Source organism: Gemella morbillorum, from assembly GCF_900476045.1.
Lineage (GTDB): Bacteria > Bacillota > Bacilli > Staphylococcales > Gemellaceae > Gemella > Gemella morbillorum.
Genome location: NZ_LS483440.1, coordinates 1,212,383 through 1,229,975 on the forward strand (window position 1 = coordinate 1,212,383; position 17,593 = coordinate 1,229,975).

15 protein-coding genes are annotated in these 17,593 nt (G+C 29.6%); 3 read left to right on the forward strand and 12 right to left on the reverse strand.

All coding sequences use genetic code 11. The annotated features are described in order from the left end of the window. Positions 1–62 precede the first annotated feature (62 nt). Positions 63–902: a metallophosphoesterase gene (locus DQN46_RS05880; RefSeq protein WP_111743333.1), complete on the forward strand. Its 840-nt coding sequence runs from the start codon at positions 63–65 to the stop codon at positions 900–902. A gap of 32 nt (positions 903–934) precedes the next feature. Here the strand turns inward: DQN46_RS05880 and pepF are convergent, their stop codons facing one another. The 5 genes from pepF to DQN46_RS05905 all read right to left on the reverse strand — a co-directional run bounded on the left by pepF (position 935) and on the right by DQN46_RS05905 (position 6,652). Further along, positions 935–2,743, reverse strand: a complete 1,809-nt coding sequence (gene pepF, locus DQN46_RS05885) for an oligoendopeptidase F (protein ID WP_111743334.1) — start codon at positions 2,741–2,743, stop codon at positions 935–937. Positions 2,744–2,876: 133 nt separating this feature from the next. Then, on the reverse strand, positions 2,877–3,428 hold the full coding sequence (locus tag DQN46_RS05890) for a GNAT family N-acetyltransferase (protein WP_111743335.1): 552 nt from the start codon (positions 3,426–3,428) through the stop codon (positions 2,877–2,879). A 72-nt stretch (positions 3,429–3,500) separates the two neighbouring features. Continuing rightward, positions 3,501–4,406, reverse strand: a complete 906-nt coding sequence (locus DQN46_RS05895; protein ID WP_111743336.1) for a calcineurin phosphoesterase — start codon at positions 4,404–4,406, stop codon at positions 3,501–3,503. Positions 4,407–4,408: 2 nt separating this feature from the next. Further along, a complete protein-coding gene (locus tag DQN46_RS05900; protein ID WP_111743337.1) occupies positions 4,409–5,779 on the reverse strand; it encodes an SLC5/6 family protein in 1,371 nt (456 codons plus the stop codon). Positions 5,780–5,812: 33 nt separating this feature from the next. After that, positions 5,813–6,652, reverse strand: coding sequence for a sulfurtransferase (locus tag DQN46_RS05905; RefSeq protein WP_111743338.1), 840 nt, complete (start codon positions 6,650–6,652; stop codon positions 5,813–5,815). Between the two features lie 291 nt (positions 6,653–6,943). On the opposite strand from DQN46_RS05905, the gene DQN46_RS05910 reads away from it, so the two are divergent. After that, on the forward strand, positions 6,944–9,493 hold the full coding sequence (locus DQN46_RS05910; RefSeq protein WP_111743339.1) for a pneumococcal-type histidine triad protein: 2,550 nt from the start codon (positions 6,944–6,946) through the stop codon (positions 9,491–9,493). Positions 9,494–9,797: 304 nt separating this feature from the next. Next, a complete protein-coding gene (serS, locus tag DQN46_RS05915; protein WP_004632642.1) occupies positions 9,798–11,078 on the forward strand; it encodes a serine--tRNA ligase in 1,281 nt (426 codons plus the stop codon). Positions 11,079–11,130: 52 nt separating this feature from the next. Here serS and gltS read toward each other — a convergent pair whose 3' ends face one another. The 7 genes from gltS to tpx form a co-directional block, all read right to left on the reverse strand. Beyond that, positions 11,131–12,336 (reverse strand): sodium/glutamate symporter, encoded by a 1,206-nt coding sequence (gltS, locus tag DQN46_RS05920; protein ID WP_004632643.1) that lies wholly within the window; start codon positions 12,334–12,336, stop codon positions 11,131–11,133. A 197-nt stretch (positions 12,337–12,533) separates the two neighbouring features. Next, on the reverse strand, positions 12,534–13,145 hold the full coding sequence (locus DQN46_RS05925) for an NUDIX domain-containing protein (protein ID WP_111743340.1): 612 nt from the start codon (positions 13,143–13,145) through the stop codon (positions 12,534–12,536). A 12-nt stretch (positions 13,146–13,157) separates the two neighbouring features. Next, the gene (gene whiA / locus DQN46_RS05930) at positions 13,158–14,108 is read right to left on the reverse strand and encodes a DNA-binding protein WhiA (protein WP_111743341.1); all 951 of its coding nucleotides are present in this window, start codon (positions 14,106–14,108) and stop codon (positions 13,158–13,160) included. Between the two features lie 224 nt (positions 14,109–14,332). Beyond that, on the reverse strand, positions 14,333–15,763 hold the full coding sequence (locus DQN46_RS05935; protein WP_111743342.1) for an ABC transporter ATP-binding protein: 1,431 nt from the start codon (positions 15,761–15,763) through the stop codon (positions 14,333–14,335). A 4-nt stretch (positions 15,764–15,767) separates the two neighbouring features. Beyond that, on the reverse strand, positions 15,768–16,457 hold the full coding sequence (locus DQN46_RS05940) for an energy-coupling factor transporter transmembrane component T family protein (RefSeq protein ID WP_111743343.1): 690 nt from the start codon (positions 16,455–16,457) through the stop codon (positions 15,768–15,770). A 2-nt stretch (positions 16,458–16,459) separates the two neighbouring features. After that, positions 16,460–17,080: an MptD family putative ECF transporter S component gene (locus DQN46_RS05945; protein WP_111743344.1), complete on the reverse strand. Its 621-nt coding sequence runs from the start codon at positions 17,078–17,080 to the stop codon at positions 16,460–16,462. Between the two features lie 3 nt (positions 17,081–17,083). After that, complete coding sequence (gene tpx / locus DQN46_RS05950; RefSeq protein WP_111743345.1) at positions 17,084–17,590, reverse strand: thiol peroxidase; 507 nt, start codon at positions 17,588–17,590, stop codon at positions 17,084–17,086. Between the last annotated feature and the right edge of the window lie 3 nt (positions 17,591–17,593).

Below are 17,593 nucleotides of genomic sequence, written 5' to 3' on the forward strand. Positions count from 1 at the left end.
ATTTAAGCTATATGTTATAATATTTTTATCAGTTTATTAGACTATATAGTAAAGGTGAGAAAATGAATTATAAACTTCTTGCACTTGTTCCTATAGTAGCTGCAGGTGCTTTAATAAAAAATAATAAACAATTAAAAGTAACAAACTATAATCTAGAATTTAAAAATTTACCAGAAGAATTTCATAATTTCAAAATAGCACAAGTTAGTGATATTCACTGTGATAAAGTTGGTATAAGTGACTTATTCTTTTTAGAAAAACTACGTAAATTTTCTCCGGATATTATCGTTATTACTGGTGATATTTTAGACAGCTATAGAAATGATATGGATATTGTCTATAATATCCTAAGCCAATTATCGGCTGTTGCTCCATGTTATTTTGTTACAGGTAATCACGAACTACGCCTGCCAAAAGAATTTGAAGAACTAAAAAATATGTTTGAAAGACTAAATATCTCTTATCTTCATAACGAAGTTAGAAGTATCTATAAAACTAATGATAAAATAAATCTTATTGGAATTGAAGATTATAATTATTTTAAAGCAAAAGATGAACTTAATCATCGTGAAAATTTCCAAGATATTCTTAGTAAATTATCTGATAAAAATGAATTCAACATTTTACTATCACATAGACCGGAAAAATTTGACTTCTATGTTAAAGAAAAATATAACTTAGTCTTTTCTGGACATGCACATGGTGGTCAATGGCAGATTCCTTTTGTTGGTGGAATTTTTTCTCCAAGTCAAGGCTTCTTCCCTAAATACATACATGGTGTGTATGAAAAAGAAAACACAAAACTTGTCGTTTCTCAAGGCCTTGGAAATAGTTCTTTTCCAATTAGAATAAACAATCAAATAGAGTTAGTTTTAGTTACATTAAAAAAAGAAGCGATTTAATATAATCGCTTCTTTTTTTAATTACGTTCTAATTACTTAGAAAAATATAACTTTTCAAATTTTTCGATTTTTACTTCAAAATCATTTAGTGCAAGCTCAATTGCCTCTGGTTTAGACATATCTACTCCTGCATTTCTTAAAACATTAATCGGATAGTCTGAGTTTCCTTTTGATAAAAACTCATCAATATAGATTTTTGCGTTTTTGCTATCCGCTAAAATCAAACGTGATAATACTTGTGCTGCTGAATATCCTGTTGCATATTGGTATACATAGTAATTATAGTAGAAATGAGGAACTCTTGCCCATTCATACTTAATTTCTTCATCATATTCAAAAGCGTCACCATAATATTTTTTTACTAAATTAAAATATTCTGTATTTAAAAATTCTGCAGTAATTGCTCCACCGTTTTGGACATGCTGATTCATTAAGTGCTCAAACTCAGCAAATTGTGTTTGACGATATACTGTTCCCACAAAACCATGTAGTGCTTCATTAAGAACTCTTAACATTCCCTCTTTATTACCTTCTTTTTCAAATTTGTTATAAAGATGCTCTGTTAATAATGCTTCATTACATGTAGAAGCTACCTCTGCAACAAAGATAGAATAACTTCCATAAACTGCAGGTTGATTTTTGCGTGTATAATAAGAATGCATTGAGTGTCCAAGTTCGTGAATTAACGTATAAACATCATTTAATGTACCATCAAAATTCAATAAAATAAATGGCTTAGTAGTGTATGCACCTGTTGAGTATGCACCAGAACGTTTTCCTTTATTTGGATAAATATCAATCCAACGTTCTGTAAATGCTTTTCTCATACTATTGACATAATCTTCACCCATAGGTTTAACAGCTTCTAAAACTATGTCTCGAGCTTCTTCAAATGTAAACTTAATCGGTTCCCCTTCAACAACAGATACAGCTCTATCATAAAGTCTTAACTCATCAAGACCTTTTATTTTTTTATGAAGTTTATAATATTTATGAAGAACTGGTATTTTTTTATTAACTGTTTCTACTAGATTATCATATACTTCCTCAGGGATTAAATTTGATGATAAAGCATGATTTCTTGTTGAGGGATACTTATGAGTGTCAGCATAGAATTTTTTAGCTTTTAGATTTCCTGCTAATGTAGACGCTAATGTATTGATATGTCTTTCAAAATAGCTATATAAAGAGAAAAATGTATTCTTTCTAAGCACCCTATCTGGATTTTCCATATATGTTCCATATGTTCCGTGTGTTAATGTATGTTTATTTCCATCTTTATCTTCTACATCTTCAAACACTACATCTGTATTATTTAACGCTCCAAAAGTTTCATCACTAGCATGTAGTGCTTCACCTGCCATCGCAATTATTCTTTCTTGTTCTGGATCTAATGTATGCGGACGTTTTTTATTGATTTTTTCTAGGAAAAACTCATATTCTCTAAGTTCTTCTAATTCTTTTAAATAACCATTAATTAGGCTTTCATCAACAGCTAATAATTCTGGTGTGAAAAATGACCATTCTGCAACATAGTTAGAATATAATCCATAAGTTTTAGAATATAATTCTTTAAACTCAGCGTCCGTACTATCTTGATCATTTTTACAATGAGCATAGATAAATAACTGTTCTAATTTTTGTTCCCATTTTTCTGATGTTTTTAACACATCTAGTAATGCTTTAGCACCTTCTTTAACTTTTCCTTGATAACTTTTAATTTCTGGAAGGAACTCTTCTACTTCTTTAAATTCTCTCCAAAAATCTTCTTTAGTTGCATATATAGATTCTAAATCCCAAGTATTTTCTACTTTTTGATCTTTTCTTAGTAATTCTGCCATATTAATCTCCTTTTTCCTATAACTTTAAAATTTTAAAAATGTATTTCACTTCTTTTCTATTATAACATAGCTTAATTATGCTAAACATAAAATTTTAAGATATTTGCTGGTTCTTTATATTAAATAAAATACTTTATTTTCTTATAACCAAATGGTCATAATTTTCATGCCCAATAAATATTTCACATTCTTTTTTAAAACCATAACTTTCATAGAGTCTTCTCGCTCCATGATTACTCTGAGCAACATTTAAACTTTTTAAAGGATGCTCTTCTATCGTAAATTTAGACAATAATTTATTACCTATTCCTTGTCCTCGATTTTCTTCAAAAACGTAAAGTGTATCCAGGTAATACTCCCCAGGCAACATTTCATCATAATCAAAGATTACAGTATCATTTTTAAGTTTAAACATAGTAACTACTTTATCAAACCAAAAATTACGCATTTCTTCTAATTTTTCATAATTATACCCAAAAGAAAAACCTAGAATTTCATCGTTTTCTTCATATACCGTACAGTATTTATAACTAAATCTATCTTCTGTTGATTCAAAAATATATGTTAAAATTTCATAAAATTTTTCTTGTGATACTTCTTTTAATATATCAAGCTCTAGCGATTCAACAAACTCCCCTAATCCATCTAAAACTCTTTTATCATCCCTTGTTGCTTTTCTTAACATTACTACCTCCATAAATAGAAAAAGATATGTTTAAGAACATATCTTTTATTATTCATTAAACATACCTTTATCTTATACTTTTATATTACTAATTTCAAGTGATGTACCATGTATAATACGCTCTTTATACGAAATGCTAGCAGGTGAATTATCATCCCAAACACTCTCAAACCATTCTAAAAATTTCTCAATAGAAAAGTCTATTTTCACCAACTCTACATAAATATTATCTATTTTTTCTGAAACAATCGCATCTTCTGATGGTGTTTTGGCAATCCTTGTTATTAATCCATAAGTAGAATCTTTTACATTGGCCATACCTGCCGCTCCGTTATTCACAACAATATGTTTATCATTATTGTATAATGCTGGCAAGCAAGTATGCGTTGTTGCAAGTATAGTTACTTTATTATCATCTAACCAAGTACCCAATTCGTCTTGACGATCTTTTTTCTGTAAGTTGCTACGTGAACACTGCCAGCCCGACATACTTTTCTCATCACCATGAGTAATGGCAATTTTTTTGTTTAAAAACTCAACAGACAGCGTCTTATCACGAAGTTGTATTTCTTCTAAAATATCATCATTTCCTAGGTTATCTTTCATCATTTGATGAATAGCATTAGACCTTTCAACAATTCCCTCACTTACATCTTCGGGATAATTGCATCCACAGCCAAGATTATCTTTTGAATTTATTAGTTCATATTCAACATTTCCTAATAGCTTAATCCCTTTAATAGAATTATTTTCTACAGTCAAAAAATCATCTTTATTTATATCAAACCAATGCATATCTCCATTAAAAATGATTTGAGCATTTTCTTTTTCAGCTTTGCTATTAATCAACTCTAATGCAAAATTATTACCGTATAATCCACCTACTACATAAAGTACATCTTTATCTATTCTTAAAGTATTCTTCGCCCAATCCTTGTTTAACATATAATCAAGGGAGCAGTTTCTTCCTTTAGTCATAACTATTTCCTTTTAGCAAATAATCCTGGTATGACATATCCTAGAGTGCATAAAATTAATCCATAGAAGTTTACCCCTAGAAGTAAGGCACTCTTACCACTACCTATTGCCCAAGATGCTGGTATCATCTTAACTGTTAATAATACTCCAAGAATAATTCCAATCCAAAAACTTAGATGGAATCCTATTTTTGTTGGTTTAACAAAACCATGAAGTAGGAATATAGGCGCTAATCCTATAACCATTGTACCACTAATAGTAGTTGCTTTAAGAATATCAGTTCCCATAATCATTGGCAAATTACCTATAAACGCAAATGCTACCATAAAGATAATTGCTACTAGTTTTGGATTTTTTAATGGTTTACCTGCCATTTCTGGCAAATCTTTACCTGTTAATTTTCCAAGACTTGCGAATGTAGAGTCAAGAGTAGACCCTGCCGCAGAAATCATAACAACAATCATCGCAAAATATCCGGCAACTCCTAATGTTTTACCTAAAGCAGCTGGAACGTTACTACTGACTTCCATACCGATAAGTTTTGCATGAATACCTATAAAACTAAATATTAAGATAGAAATAAATCCTAAGATTCCTGATACGATAAAAGAACGTAGCATTGTTTTTTCTTCTGCTATAAATCCTCTATCTGTAAGTACCGGATCATGGAATGGATAACTAAACAATTGAAGAATTGTTACAAGTAACATATCGACCCCTGCTTGCATTGTCCAAGAACCAGACGTAACAAATTCACTAATATTATGTTGTGGTAAAATTAAAGTTATTACCCACCCAACAAAAAATACAAAAATAATCGCTTGAATTACATCTGTGACAATCGAACTACGAAGTCCACCTAATACGGTATACCCTAATGTAATTACTGTAAATAGAATAGCCGAAATAATAAACTCACGACTTCCTGATTTTCCATAATATCCACCAACAACAGAAGTATTACTCCAAACTTCATTAAATAAACGAATAAGAATTGCTGCTGAAAATGCAACCGAAGCTGCTTTTCCGTAGTTAGAGTTTAAAAAACTAACTAATCCTGTGGCTTGATACTTTCTTCTTAAACGATAAATTGCAAAACCTGCTATTGGAATACATAGCCAATATGTAGCATATGCCAAACCGCCAACAAAACCATACTGAGCACCTAAGTTTGCAGCATTAGTAACTGATTTCGCAAAAATCCAACTTATGAAAATACTTAACATAAGCATCATTTCAGTTGGTCGTTCACCTTTATTACTATCTCCTCTAAAAAATCCTGCTTCTGTAACTTTCTTTGGGGATAATAGGAACATAATAAATCCATAAACTATTAAGAATCCCCAAAACAAATATCCTGTCATACCTGTCATTTTCTAATATATCTCCATTAAATTTTCTCTGTCTTACTCAACTTCTCCAACATTAGCATATCTTGCAAATGAAGGTTCATAGTTTCTTACTTTATAACCTAGCTCTTCTAAAATCACTGCAACATAAGAAGCACGTACTCCTGTAGTGCAGTACGTAATTTGAAGTTTATTTTTATCAAGTCCTTTACTTACAAAATATTCTTTTAACGCTTCTCTTGATTTTATAAATCCATCTTCGTCTACTAATGAATTAAACGGAACAGAAATAGAACCTGGGATGTGTCCTGCTTTATTTTCACCATAGATAACTCGCCCGTTGTACTCTGCTTCTAATCTAGTATCAATAATTTGAACATCTGCACTATTCACGAAAGATAATAACTCATCAGTAAATATTGCTTTTTCATTATCTTGAGCTTCTTCACGAACTACGCTTGAAACATTTATTCTATCATTTTCCAGATTATAGTTTTTATTAAGTCCTAGTTGTTCTACTTTATCAAATCCACCATCAATGATTTTTACATTATCAAAACCTGCATAATTAAAAGTATAAACAACTCGAGCTTCATCACCAAATCCTTGATTTGGCATAGTAAAACCATAAACTAGTACCTCTGTGTCTTCTTTTATACCTAGAATATTAAAAATTTCTTGGTAATTATCTTTTGATAGAAGTTTTCCAAGTTCTTCTCCTCCAAACTCGCCTAATAGACTTATATCAGTCCAATCAACTACAGTAGCTTTATCATACATCAAAGAACCTTCTTCAAGCATACCACCACGTGCATCAATTACAACGACATTTTCATTATCACGAGTTTTTAATAAATAATCAGCATCAACTAATTTTTTAAAATCAAAATTTGTCATAGCAAATCTCACTTTCTTTAAATATATGAATTATTATACCATACAAGATAGAAAAAAACATATTTTTTATTATTAAATAGCATTAATTAAAGATTTTTTTTATTAAGTAATTTTTTTATTTTTGTATAGGCAATTTTTTAAAGCATATTAATCATGCTATATTTTACTTGAAAAAAATTTCAAATTAATATTTTTTACAAATCGTAATTATTTCTATTTACAAGCCGTTAATATTATGTTAGAATAAATCGTAATCATTTTGAAAAATAGAAATTAAGGAGAACTTTTTATATGAATAAAAATAGAAAAACTGCACTTATAATTCCCTGCAGTATTCTTGCACTTGCTGGAATTGGCTACGCTGGTTATGAATTTGGAAAAAATACTGATTCTACTTCCTCTAGCCTTGTTCAAAGTAAACAATCTAAACACATCGCTTACGCTGATAAGGTAAGTGATATAGTTGTTACAGAAATTACAGAAGATGGTTATGTAACTCTACATGGTGATCATAGCCATTATGAAAAAGGTCTTGTTCCGTATAACGCTAAATTTTTAGACAAACTTGTTTATAATGATAAAAACTATAAATTAAAAGACGAAGATATCCAATACGAAGTAGCTCAAGGTTATATTATAAAAGTCAACGGAAAATATTATTACTACCCTAAAGAAGGTATTAAGCAAAGTAATATCGTGGACGAAGAAACTGCTAAAACTATTTCAGCTTCTTCTCATAGTCATCATCATGAGAAAACTTCAACTCATGAGGATAATTATCAATTCAATCCAAAAGACATTGTTAAAGAAACTGCTGACGGTTATGTGGTTCGTCACGGAGATCATTATCACTTTATTAAAAAATCTGATTTAAGTGCTGCTCAATTAAATTCTATAAAACAAGCAGGTATAAATAATGAAACACCTAGCAATACAGCTGGTATAACTCACGCCACTAGCGATGGTTATATTTTCAAAGGAGAAAGTGATATTATAGGTCATAATAGTTTTGGTTTTATTGTTAAACATGGTAGCCATAATCATATTATTTCGTTTGATAGTCTACGCGGTACTAAATGGGAGTATTTAATAAATAAATATACTTCATCTAATAATCATAGTAACTCACATAGCAATACTACATCTCCTGAAAAATCAACTAAAATAACTAAAGACGTTCAAGATAAAATAGACTATCTATCAAAAATATTAAATATTGATAAATCTAAAATTAAAATAATTGAAACAACTAAAGGGCTAGCTCTTACTTATCCACATGGTGATCATACTCATACTGTCTTTTTAGATGAAATTCATATTGGTGATGATTCTAATCTTTTAAATGATGAAATAGAAAAACAAATTGAGTATATTGCCGATGTCTATGGAGTTCCAAAAAAAGCAATAAAAGTTACAAAAGACTTCTTTATTTTTAACGAACCAACCCAAGAATATGATCCAACTCATATACATCCATATTTAATTCCAAGAAGTAAATTCAGAATTCCAGAAGTAACAGGAGATAAAGAATTAGATTTTGAACAAGAGTTACTAGCGTTATCAGAGCGTACTGGTATTGCCCCTGATAAAATTCAAATAGACGGAGACAAATTCGTTATTCCTCATGGTTCTCATAATCACTATGTGAAAATAAAATCTGGAGGAGCTGAAGCTTATTTAAAAAATAAAATTCCTAATATCATAGGAACATATATTAAAGGAGAATTTGATAAGAATACAGTTATTAATAGAATTAATTCTCTAATCGCTGATAACAACCAACTAAATAAAGATAAAAAACAGGTTAATCGTATTAATCGCGCATTATATCAACTAAAGAATAGTATTGAAGAACTACCTACTAACTCGACTGCTGGCTACTTAGCTATGTTAGATAGTTTTGATAAAAAATATATTCATATAAATTCATCTGCCACTGATAAAAAAGATGAGAAATTTATTAAACAATATGATACGTTACTTAATCGGGTGAAAAATGCAAATATTGAACACTTAGGATATGACAAAGAAAGTTTAATTGAAGAATTGAATGCGGCATCATCAGAACACAATACTGATGCATTCACAAAGATAGAACATATCCTAAATGAATTAGAAAAATTTGACCTGCAAACTGGCCCTACAATCTTAAGTTATACTAAGTACTTCTTAGAAAATATAAATAGCAATAAAATTGATAATGAACTTAGAGAAGAACTTGCATATTTAATAGAATATTCTTACCTAAGTGAAGCAAAAATCATTGAATCTCGTACCAATGAACTCATTGCAAGACTTATAAATGCTAAAAACAAACTTTATTATCAACTTCAACACAATAATGTTCAAGAAGTTAAATACGGAGAAAACTATGCAAAATTAAGTAGAAAATATAATAACGATGATGAAATGTCCATTCTAGATTCTGCAAAAAGCTTTATAAAAGAATTAGAGGATTTCTTACCTACTTTAGAATTTTCAAAAATTAACAACTCAAACGAACTAACAACAAAAATTAAAAATAAAAATTCAGAAAATAGTGTTATAAAAAATAATAGTAACTCTGCTGAAAAGGCAACAAATAATACTAATATAGATAAAAGTGACACTATATCTTCAGATAAAAAAATTGAAGAAAAAGAAGCCAATTCAGAAGAAAGTTTAACGGATGACCATAGGGATGATGAGCATGACTTTAGTTTTAATACTAATGATGTACTAGAAGAAACTACAGATGGTTTTATCGTAAAGCACGGAGACCATAAGCATTATGTTGACAAGAAAAATCTTACAGCTCTTCAAATCAAACAGGCCCAAGAATTTTTGAAAAAAAGTAAGTAATATTGGTTAAACAGCTTGACAAAATACTTAAAGATAAAGTACAATTGATTTAAATAAATATAAAATTTGATTATAGACATGTTTTAATCTAAGAATTTTTTAGAGAAGGTGTGGTTGGTGAAAATACTTAAAATTCATTTTAAAATTCTACTATAACTTATATCAAATTATTTTTAAAGAATCCTATGGATTGAATTTGGGTGGAACCACGATAATTTAGTCGTCCCTTACGTTTAACTTAAACGTAAGGGACTTTTATTTTAACCACTCTTTCTATAATATTATAAATAAAGGAGAAATATATATGTTAGATATTAAATTATTTAGAGCAAATCCTGAAATGGTAAAAGAAAAATTGGCAGCAAGAAATCTTGATACTGATGTTGTTGATCTACTAATCGATCTTGATAAAAAACGTCGTAGTCTTCTTGTTGAGGTAGAAGACTTAAAAGCTCTTCGCAACAAACGTAGTGAAGAAATTGCGGTATTAAAGCGTAAGCGTGAAGATGCTACTGATGTTATCAACGATATGAAAAAAGTATCTGATGAAATAACAACACGTGATATCGAAGTTAAACAAATTTCTGAAGAAATTAACGAAAAAATCATTCGTATTCCTAACTTAATATCTGATGAAACTCCTTTTGGAGAAACAGAAGATGAAAACATTGAAGTTCGTCGTATAGGAAAAGTTCGTGAGTTTGATTTTGAACCAAAAGCTCACTGGGATTTAGTAGAAGAATTAGATATTGCAGATTTTGAACGTGCTGCTAAAATATCAGGAAGTAGATTTGTATTCTATAAAAAAGCTGGAGCTTTATTAGAACGTGCTTTAATTAACTTTATGATAGATACTCACGTTATTGAGCATGGTTATGAAGAATACATGGTTCCTCAACTCGTTAATAAAACAGCACTATTTGGAACAGGTCAATTTCCTAAGTTTGTAGAGGATGTTTATACTGTAGAATCAGAAGGACTAACACTTATTCCTACTGCTGAAGTACCATTAACAAACTACTACAACAACGAAATTTTAAGTGAAGACATGCTTCCAAAAGGAGTAACTGCATTTAGTATCTGCTTTAGATCTGAGGCAGGAAGTGCAGGACGTGATACTCGTGGCTTGATTCGTCTTCACCAATTTAACAAAGTAGAAATGGTTCGTTTTGCTAAACCAGAAAACTCATATGAACAACTAGAAATTATGACAGAACACGCTGAAAACATTCTGAAAAAATTAAACCTACCATACCGTGTTATCACTTTATGTTCAGGTGATACTGGATTCTCAAGTGCAAAAACTTATGATATTGAAGTTTGGTTACCAAGTTACGATGCATATAAAGAAATTAGTTCTTGTTCTAACTGTACTGATTTCCAAGCTCGCCGTGCTAATATGCGCTTCAAACGTGAAGATACTGGAAAAGTTGAATTTATTCACACACTAAACGGTTCTGGTCTTGCTGTTGGACGTTGTTTAGCAGCTATAATAGAAAACTATCAAAATGAAGATGGCTCTATTACTATACCAGAAGTGCTTCGTCCATATATGCGTGGTCTTGAAAAAATCGAAAGAGACTAATTAAATATAAAAAATAAGAGTTTGATATTAACTATCAAACTCTTATTTTTTATTATCTTGCTAAAAATGATAAAAATCCACTAATTATGGCTACATTAAAGAAGTCAATAAACAATGCACCTACTATCGGCATAACAAAAAATGCAATATGAGAATATTTATATTTATCTGTTACACTTTGCATATTCGCAATACCATTTGGTGTCGCACCTAGTCCAAATCCTACATGTCCAGCTGAAAGCACAGCCGAGTCATAATTACTTCCCATTACTCTAAATGTTATAAAATAAATAAACACATAAGCAAGTAACGCCTGAGCTAATAATAACAATGTTAATTGCCCTGCAAGACTAGCTAATTCCCAAAGGCGTAAACTTATCATTGCCATTCCTAAAAACAAATTTAAAGAGACGCTTTCAAGGACGTGAATTTCTTCATAATGAAGGTCAACTTTAGTAGTTGCATCCGAAATATTTCTAAATACAGCCGCTATAAGCATTGGTCCTATATAACTTGGAAACTTTAGGAACTGATTTATATAAATAGATAGGTAACTTCCTATAAACATCGCTAGTAAAATTATAAAAAATGCTTTTGCAAAATTTTCTCCATCTAGTTTTTTAATACTATTATTAAATAGAAATTCATCGTTTTTATGTTTTTCCTCTATTTCTTCAGCTTTTACTTCTAGATTTTTCCTTCTAATTAATCTATTCGCAAGCGGGCCTCCTAAACTTGATCCTGCTATAAGTCCAAAAGTTGCTGCTGCTATTGCTACACTTTTTGCTCCTGAATACCCCATCTCTTCTACAATAGGTGCCATAGCTGCCGCCGTCCCATGTCCTCCTGTCATAGCTGTTGAACCCGTAAGTAATGCTATAAGTGGATTAATTCCAGTAGCATACCCTATACTAACCGCTACTATATTTTGTAGTACTACTAACATAATTGCAGATAATAAGAATAAAACTACTTTTCTTCCACCAACCTTTAGTAATCTCCAACTCGCATTAAAACCTATACTTGTAAAAAATAACGTCATAAAGAAACTTTGTAGTGTATTATCAAACTCAAATATAACTAAATTAGTTTGTCTTAGTACTAAATTAAGTATTGCGAATAAAAATCCTCCAATTACAGGTGATGGAATACAATAAGTCTCAAATATTTTTACTCTCGTTCTTAAAAATCTACCAATTATTAAAATAACAACAGCGAGACCTACTGTTTGTATCATGTCCATTTTAATATTAAACATGTAATCATCCTTTCTTTGTTAAATTTTCTTACAATCTTTCCTTTAATAAAATAAAACTTCGATTTGATTATTATAGAGCTTATAATAAGTTCTTCTCAAATCGAGGTTCTATTTTTTCATATTTATATATTACAATATTCTTTCTAATCTTACAATATTACGTTAGAAAATTTAACAAGTTATAGATTTACCAAGAATTACATAACTGGTTTTAAAAATTCTGACCAACTTTCATAATTATCTTCTCTTTGCGCTTCTTCTCTTGTTTCCCATTTTATAACTAATGTATCATCTTCTTTTACTTCTACTTTATCTTTATCAACTTCACATTCATAAACTACTCCTATATGAACTTGACCTACTTCTGTTTTATCATCATTAATTAAACCAATAAAATGAAGATTTTCTAACGCATACTCCTCTGATACTCCTACTTCTTCATTAAGCTCACGAGCTGCATTAACTTTTAACATTTCATAAATAGTTTTCCCTACTTCTTCATTCATATGTCCGCCTATACCTACTGAGGCTTTACCATGAAGTCGAGCTTCTCCTCCGCCTGTTAGTCGTCTATAAACTAAAACTTCTTTTGTTTTAGAGTCTTTTAATAACGCATATCCTATTAATTGTTTATAGCTTGGATCTTCTTCCATATCTCCACGGCGTTTTACTTCATACGTCACAAACGTATCAACTATTTTTTTTACCTTTTCATCTTCTTTTGGTAAAAAACCATAAAAATGATTCTCTTCATCATTAAATAAATCTTTTCTATTTACTACTAAAATTTGTTCATCCCATTTGCTCATGTTCTTTCTCCTTTATTTCGCTTGGTAAGTACCATCTCTTAATTCTTTTGCTATTTTAGCTATTTTTCTAAACCTATGATTAAGCCCAGACTTAGATAATTTCCCATCTTCTATCATTTCAGCAATTTCTTTTAGAGGATATTCTGGATATTTCAACCTAGCTTCCGCTACTATTCGAAGTTTGTCATCAATATTATCTAATCCTAAGCGTTCTTCTATAACATTAATATCCTCAACCTGTTTTGCTGATGCATTAACTGTTTTGTTCATATTGGCCATATCACAATTTTGCATTCTGTTAACAGAGTTGTTTATATCGCGGACTATTCTCTCATCTTCAAATTGGAATAAGGCTTGATATGCTCCAACAAGATTAATAAATTCAGCTATCTTTTCGGATTCTTTTATATATACTATAAAACCTTTTTTTCTTTCAAGAGTTCTAGAATTCAAATTAAATGAGTTAAGTAAATCATTTAATTCTTTATTATGTTCTTTGTAGTGAGAGAATATTTCCATATGATAACTGGACGTACGAGGATTATTTACCGAGCCACCAGCTAAAAATGCCCCACGCAAATATGCTCTTTTCTTTTCCTCGCTATTTATTAATTCGTCCGCTATATCAATTCTCATAGTATAATTATCATCCAAAATATATAATTCCGTTAATATTTCTTTTACATTTTGATCCAAACGACAAATATAAACGTTATTTTTTTTTAACTTCAATTTTTTTCTAACTGAAATATTTATGTGTACATTATAGAAAAATTTTATTAATAAATACATACGACGCGCTATTGAAGCATTTTCTGTTTGAAAACTAAGACTTAATCTACCATTCGCTATGTTTAACATCCCATTCATCTTTATAAGTGCTGACAACTCTGATAAAAATTCTCTATCTTTTGTTATTTCTATCATAGTTAATTCTTTTTTCATATCCGAGGCGTAAGACATATATTCCCTCCTATCTTCAATATTTATACAACTCATTTATTTTATCATGTTAACAGCCATTAGACAAATTATTTGGTGAAGTTATTTTCATATTTCATAATAACAAACTATCTTGTGTAATTTATCTAACTTCTATATTTCTAATAAGAGAAAAATTAATTCTTTATTAACAAATTATCAATTAAATCTGTCTATAACACTAATGAACTGATATTAAAATAACATCAGCTCATTATATCTAATATTTTTTCTTTTGTATCACCATCTACTTCAATGCGTTCTTTAATACCTTCTGCACCAAAATGTAGCACTTCATCAGCTATAGTGCATAAAAATTCATAATCATGAGTAATTACAAAAATTATAACATCATCTTTAGCTATCTCTTCAATCAATTTACTTAATTCTATCATATTAATATAGTCCAAGCCACTTGTAGGTTCGTCAAAGATTAATATTTTTTTGTTAGAAAGTAACGCAGAAGCTATAGCTACACGTTGTTTTTCTCCACCACTAAGTGTATTAGGATGCCTATTTAGAAATTTTCTAATATTTAGTTTATCTACAACTGTATCAAATAATTCTAAATTTTTACTTCCTAGTCGAATTTCCTTTTCAACTGAATTAGTAAATAATTGATAGTTAACATCTTGCATAACTTGGAACGTATTTTTTAACAAATCTTTTTTAGATAAGATTTTCCCATTTAAAGTTATATCCTGTTTAATCTTAGACAATCCTGTTAAAGCATTGGCAAAGGTAGTTTTCCCACAACCGTTATCTCCTATTACCGCATATATCTTTGAAGTTGAAAAAGTATGATTTTCTATTTTTACAGTTCTATTATTTACCTCATATTCCAGATTCTTTATTTGAAGGTAATTATCTTTGTGTACTCTAGTTATTTTTTCTCCTAATTCAACTTTTTTTAAGTCTATTTGTCTAGTCCTACAAGCTCTACCATCAAAATCAGCTAACTGTTCTTTACTCACTTCGTGAATTAGTTGACCACCTTTAATTACGTACATACGATCAACCAAATCTCTAAGGTAATAAATTCTATGTTCTGCCACAACAATAGTTTTACCTTGTTTTTTTAGACTTTCTATAATTTCGGATATAAGTTTTATTGCTTTTAAATCTAGGTTACTAGTTATTTCATCAAGTACATAGATATCTGCATCTAACATTATGCTAGCCATAAAGGCAAGCTTTTGTTTTTCTCCACCACTAAGCTCCAAAATGTCACGTTCTAGTAAATGTTCTGCAGAAAACTCAACACTTACCTCTTTAATTCTTTTAGCAATATCTTCTCTTGGATAACCATAGTTTTCCATACTAAAGGCTAATTCACTTGTTGAATCTAAATTAAAAAATTGATTTTTCGGATTTTGAAAGACACTTCCTACTATTTTAGAAAATTCTTTTAACTTATCTCCTATTTTCAAATGAGCAACTTTTAACTCTCCGTTATATCCTCCATAAAAAAATTCTGGCGCAAGACCATTTAATACTCTTAGTATTGTTGTCTTACCACATCCACTAGGTCCTGTAAAAAGAATACACTCCCCTTTTTTTATATGAAGTGATAAATTTTCTATATTTAATTTTTCTGATTCAATATATTTATAATTAAAATTTTTAAATGTAATCAATTTATCACCTCATAAACATAATATAACTAAATCCTATAATTGCTAATACCATTAAAATATAATCTTGTGTTCTAAATTTTAACTTTATGTACGAAGTTGGTATTTCTTCATTATCCAAACCTCGACATAAGCACGATACCGAAAGTTCATTTGCTATATTTGTACTAGTAATAACGTACGGCACAAAAACATACTCAAAAAATTTAAATGGATGGAGCAAGTAGTACCCTCTACTTACTCCAATTCCTTTCATTCCCAACGAATTCCTAATAAGTTTATAATCCGTCATTAAAACGGGGAAAAATCTATATAAGACAGCTAAGACGATAATTACCTTCTTAGGTAATCTCAATTTTCTTAAAAAACAAATTAGTTCTGATACTTTTGAACTGCTAACTAGTCCTATTCCTGCACAAAGTGGAAAATATAATGTTTTATACATTAATGTTGTTAGCAATAAAAAGCTATCAATTACTTTAACAGTAATCGTGTGAGAAAAATACATTTCATAAATAGTAAAAAACATATATATTAAAAAGAAATTCATCATTCTTCTAATATTAGAAGTCGCCCCTAAATATAGTGTAAATACTACTGCAACTATTAAATGTAAATTTAAACTCATCATTTTGAACATAAGAATATTAGCTATAACTAATATTAATATCTTAACTCTTATGTCTAATTTTATCATTATTATAATCCTGCTTTATTAAAGTTTTTAAAATACAACTTACGTCCTAAGTATATTCCAACAAATGATGCTAGCACAGTAAAGATAACGATAAATACAAATGTATTAATATCCGCACTTCCCATCACCAAATCTATTTTTTCTTGTGAATAATTTCTTCCTTGAAGGTGCTTTATGTAACTTTCTTTCATGAAAAACATTGGTAAAATAATACCGATATTTCCTAGATTAAAGCATAAATACGAAAAATACTCATTTCCCTTTCTATAGAAAAATTCTGCAAGTACCGCAGCTATGAATAATGTTATTGATCCAACTATCGCATGTCCTGAAATCCCCATAAATAATGCAATTATAGCTGTCATAATGAATATAGCCATGTTTTTATTTATTTTATTAAAGATTAAGCTATACGCACTTCCGCAAACTAATGCGGCAGCAACTGATGTATATGTTGCAAAATAAACTTTTCCTCCAAAAACAACCGAAGTAAACAGCGTCCCTAAACCTACTCCTACACCCATTAAAAGAACTAAAAGTATAGTATATAGCCCTAGTGTTATTAAATCTTTTATTTGAAGATTTTTGTTCTGTTCCTTGTTTATATATTTTAACTCTGTCATCTACTACCTCTCTTGTAATTTTTTTATTTGTAATAATGCTGCTTCATAATTAGGTTCACTTCCTACTTCTTCTAGCACTTCTTTATATCGTATAATTCCATCTGCATCAACAATAAAAACAGCACGAGTAAGTAATCCAAGTTCTTTAATTAAAAGACCACTAAGATTTTCAATATCTCTATATTTATAATCCGAAACAGTTATTGCATTTTCTATTCCTTCAGCAGCACAAAAACGCCCTAAAGCAAACGGTAAGTCCTTTGAAACTGTTACAGCCACAACATCCTTAAAACCACTTACTTCTTTATTAAATCTTATAGTTTGCAAAGCACATATCCCTGTATCAATTGACGGAAATGTATTTATCACAATAATATTCCCTTTAAATTCATCTAATCTAAAATCTGACAAATCTTTTTTTACAGCGGTAAAATTCGGAAAAATATCACCTATATTTAATTTATCTTCTATTGTTACAGCTTTACCTTTAAAACTAATTGTCTTTTTCATTAC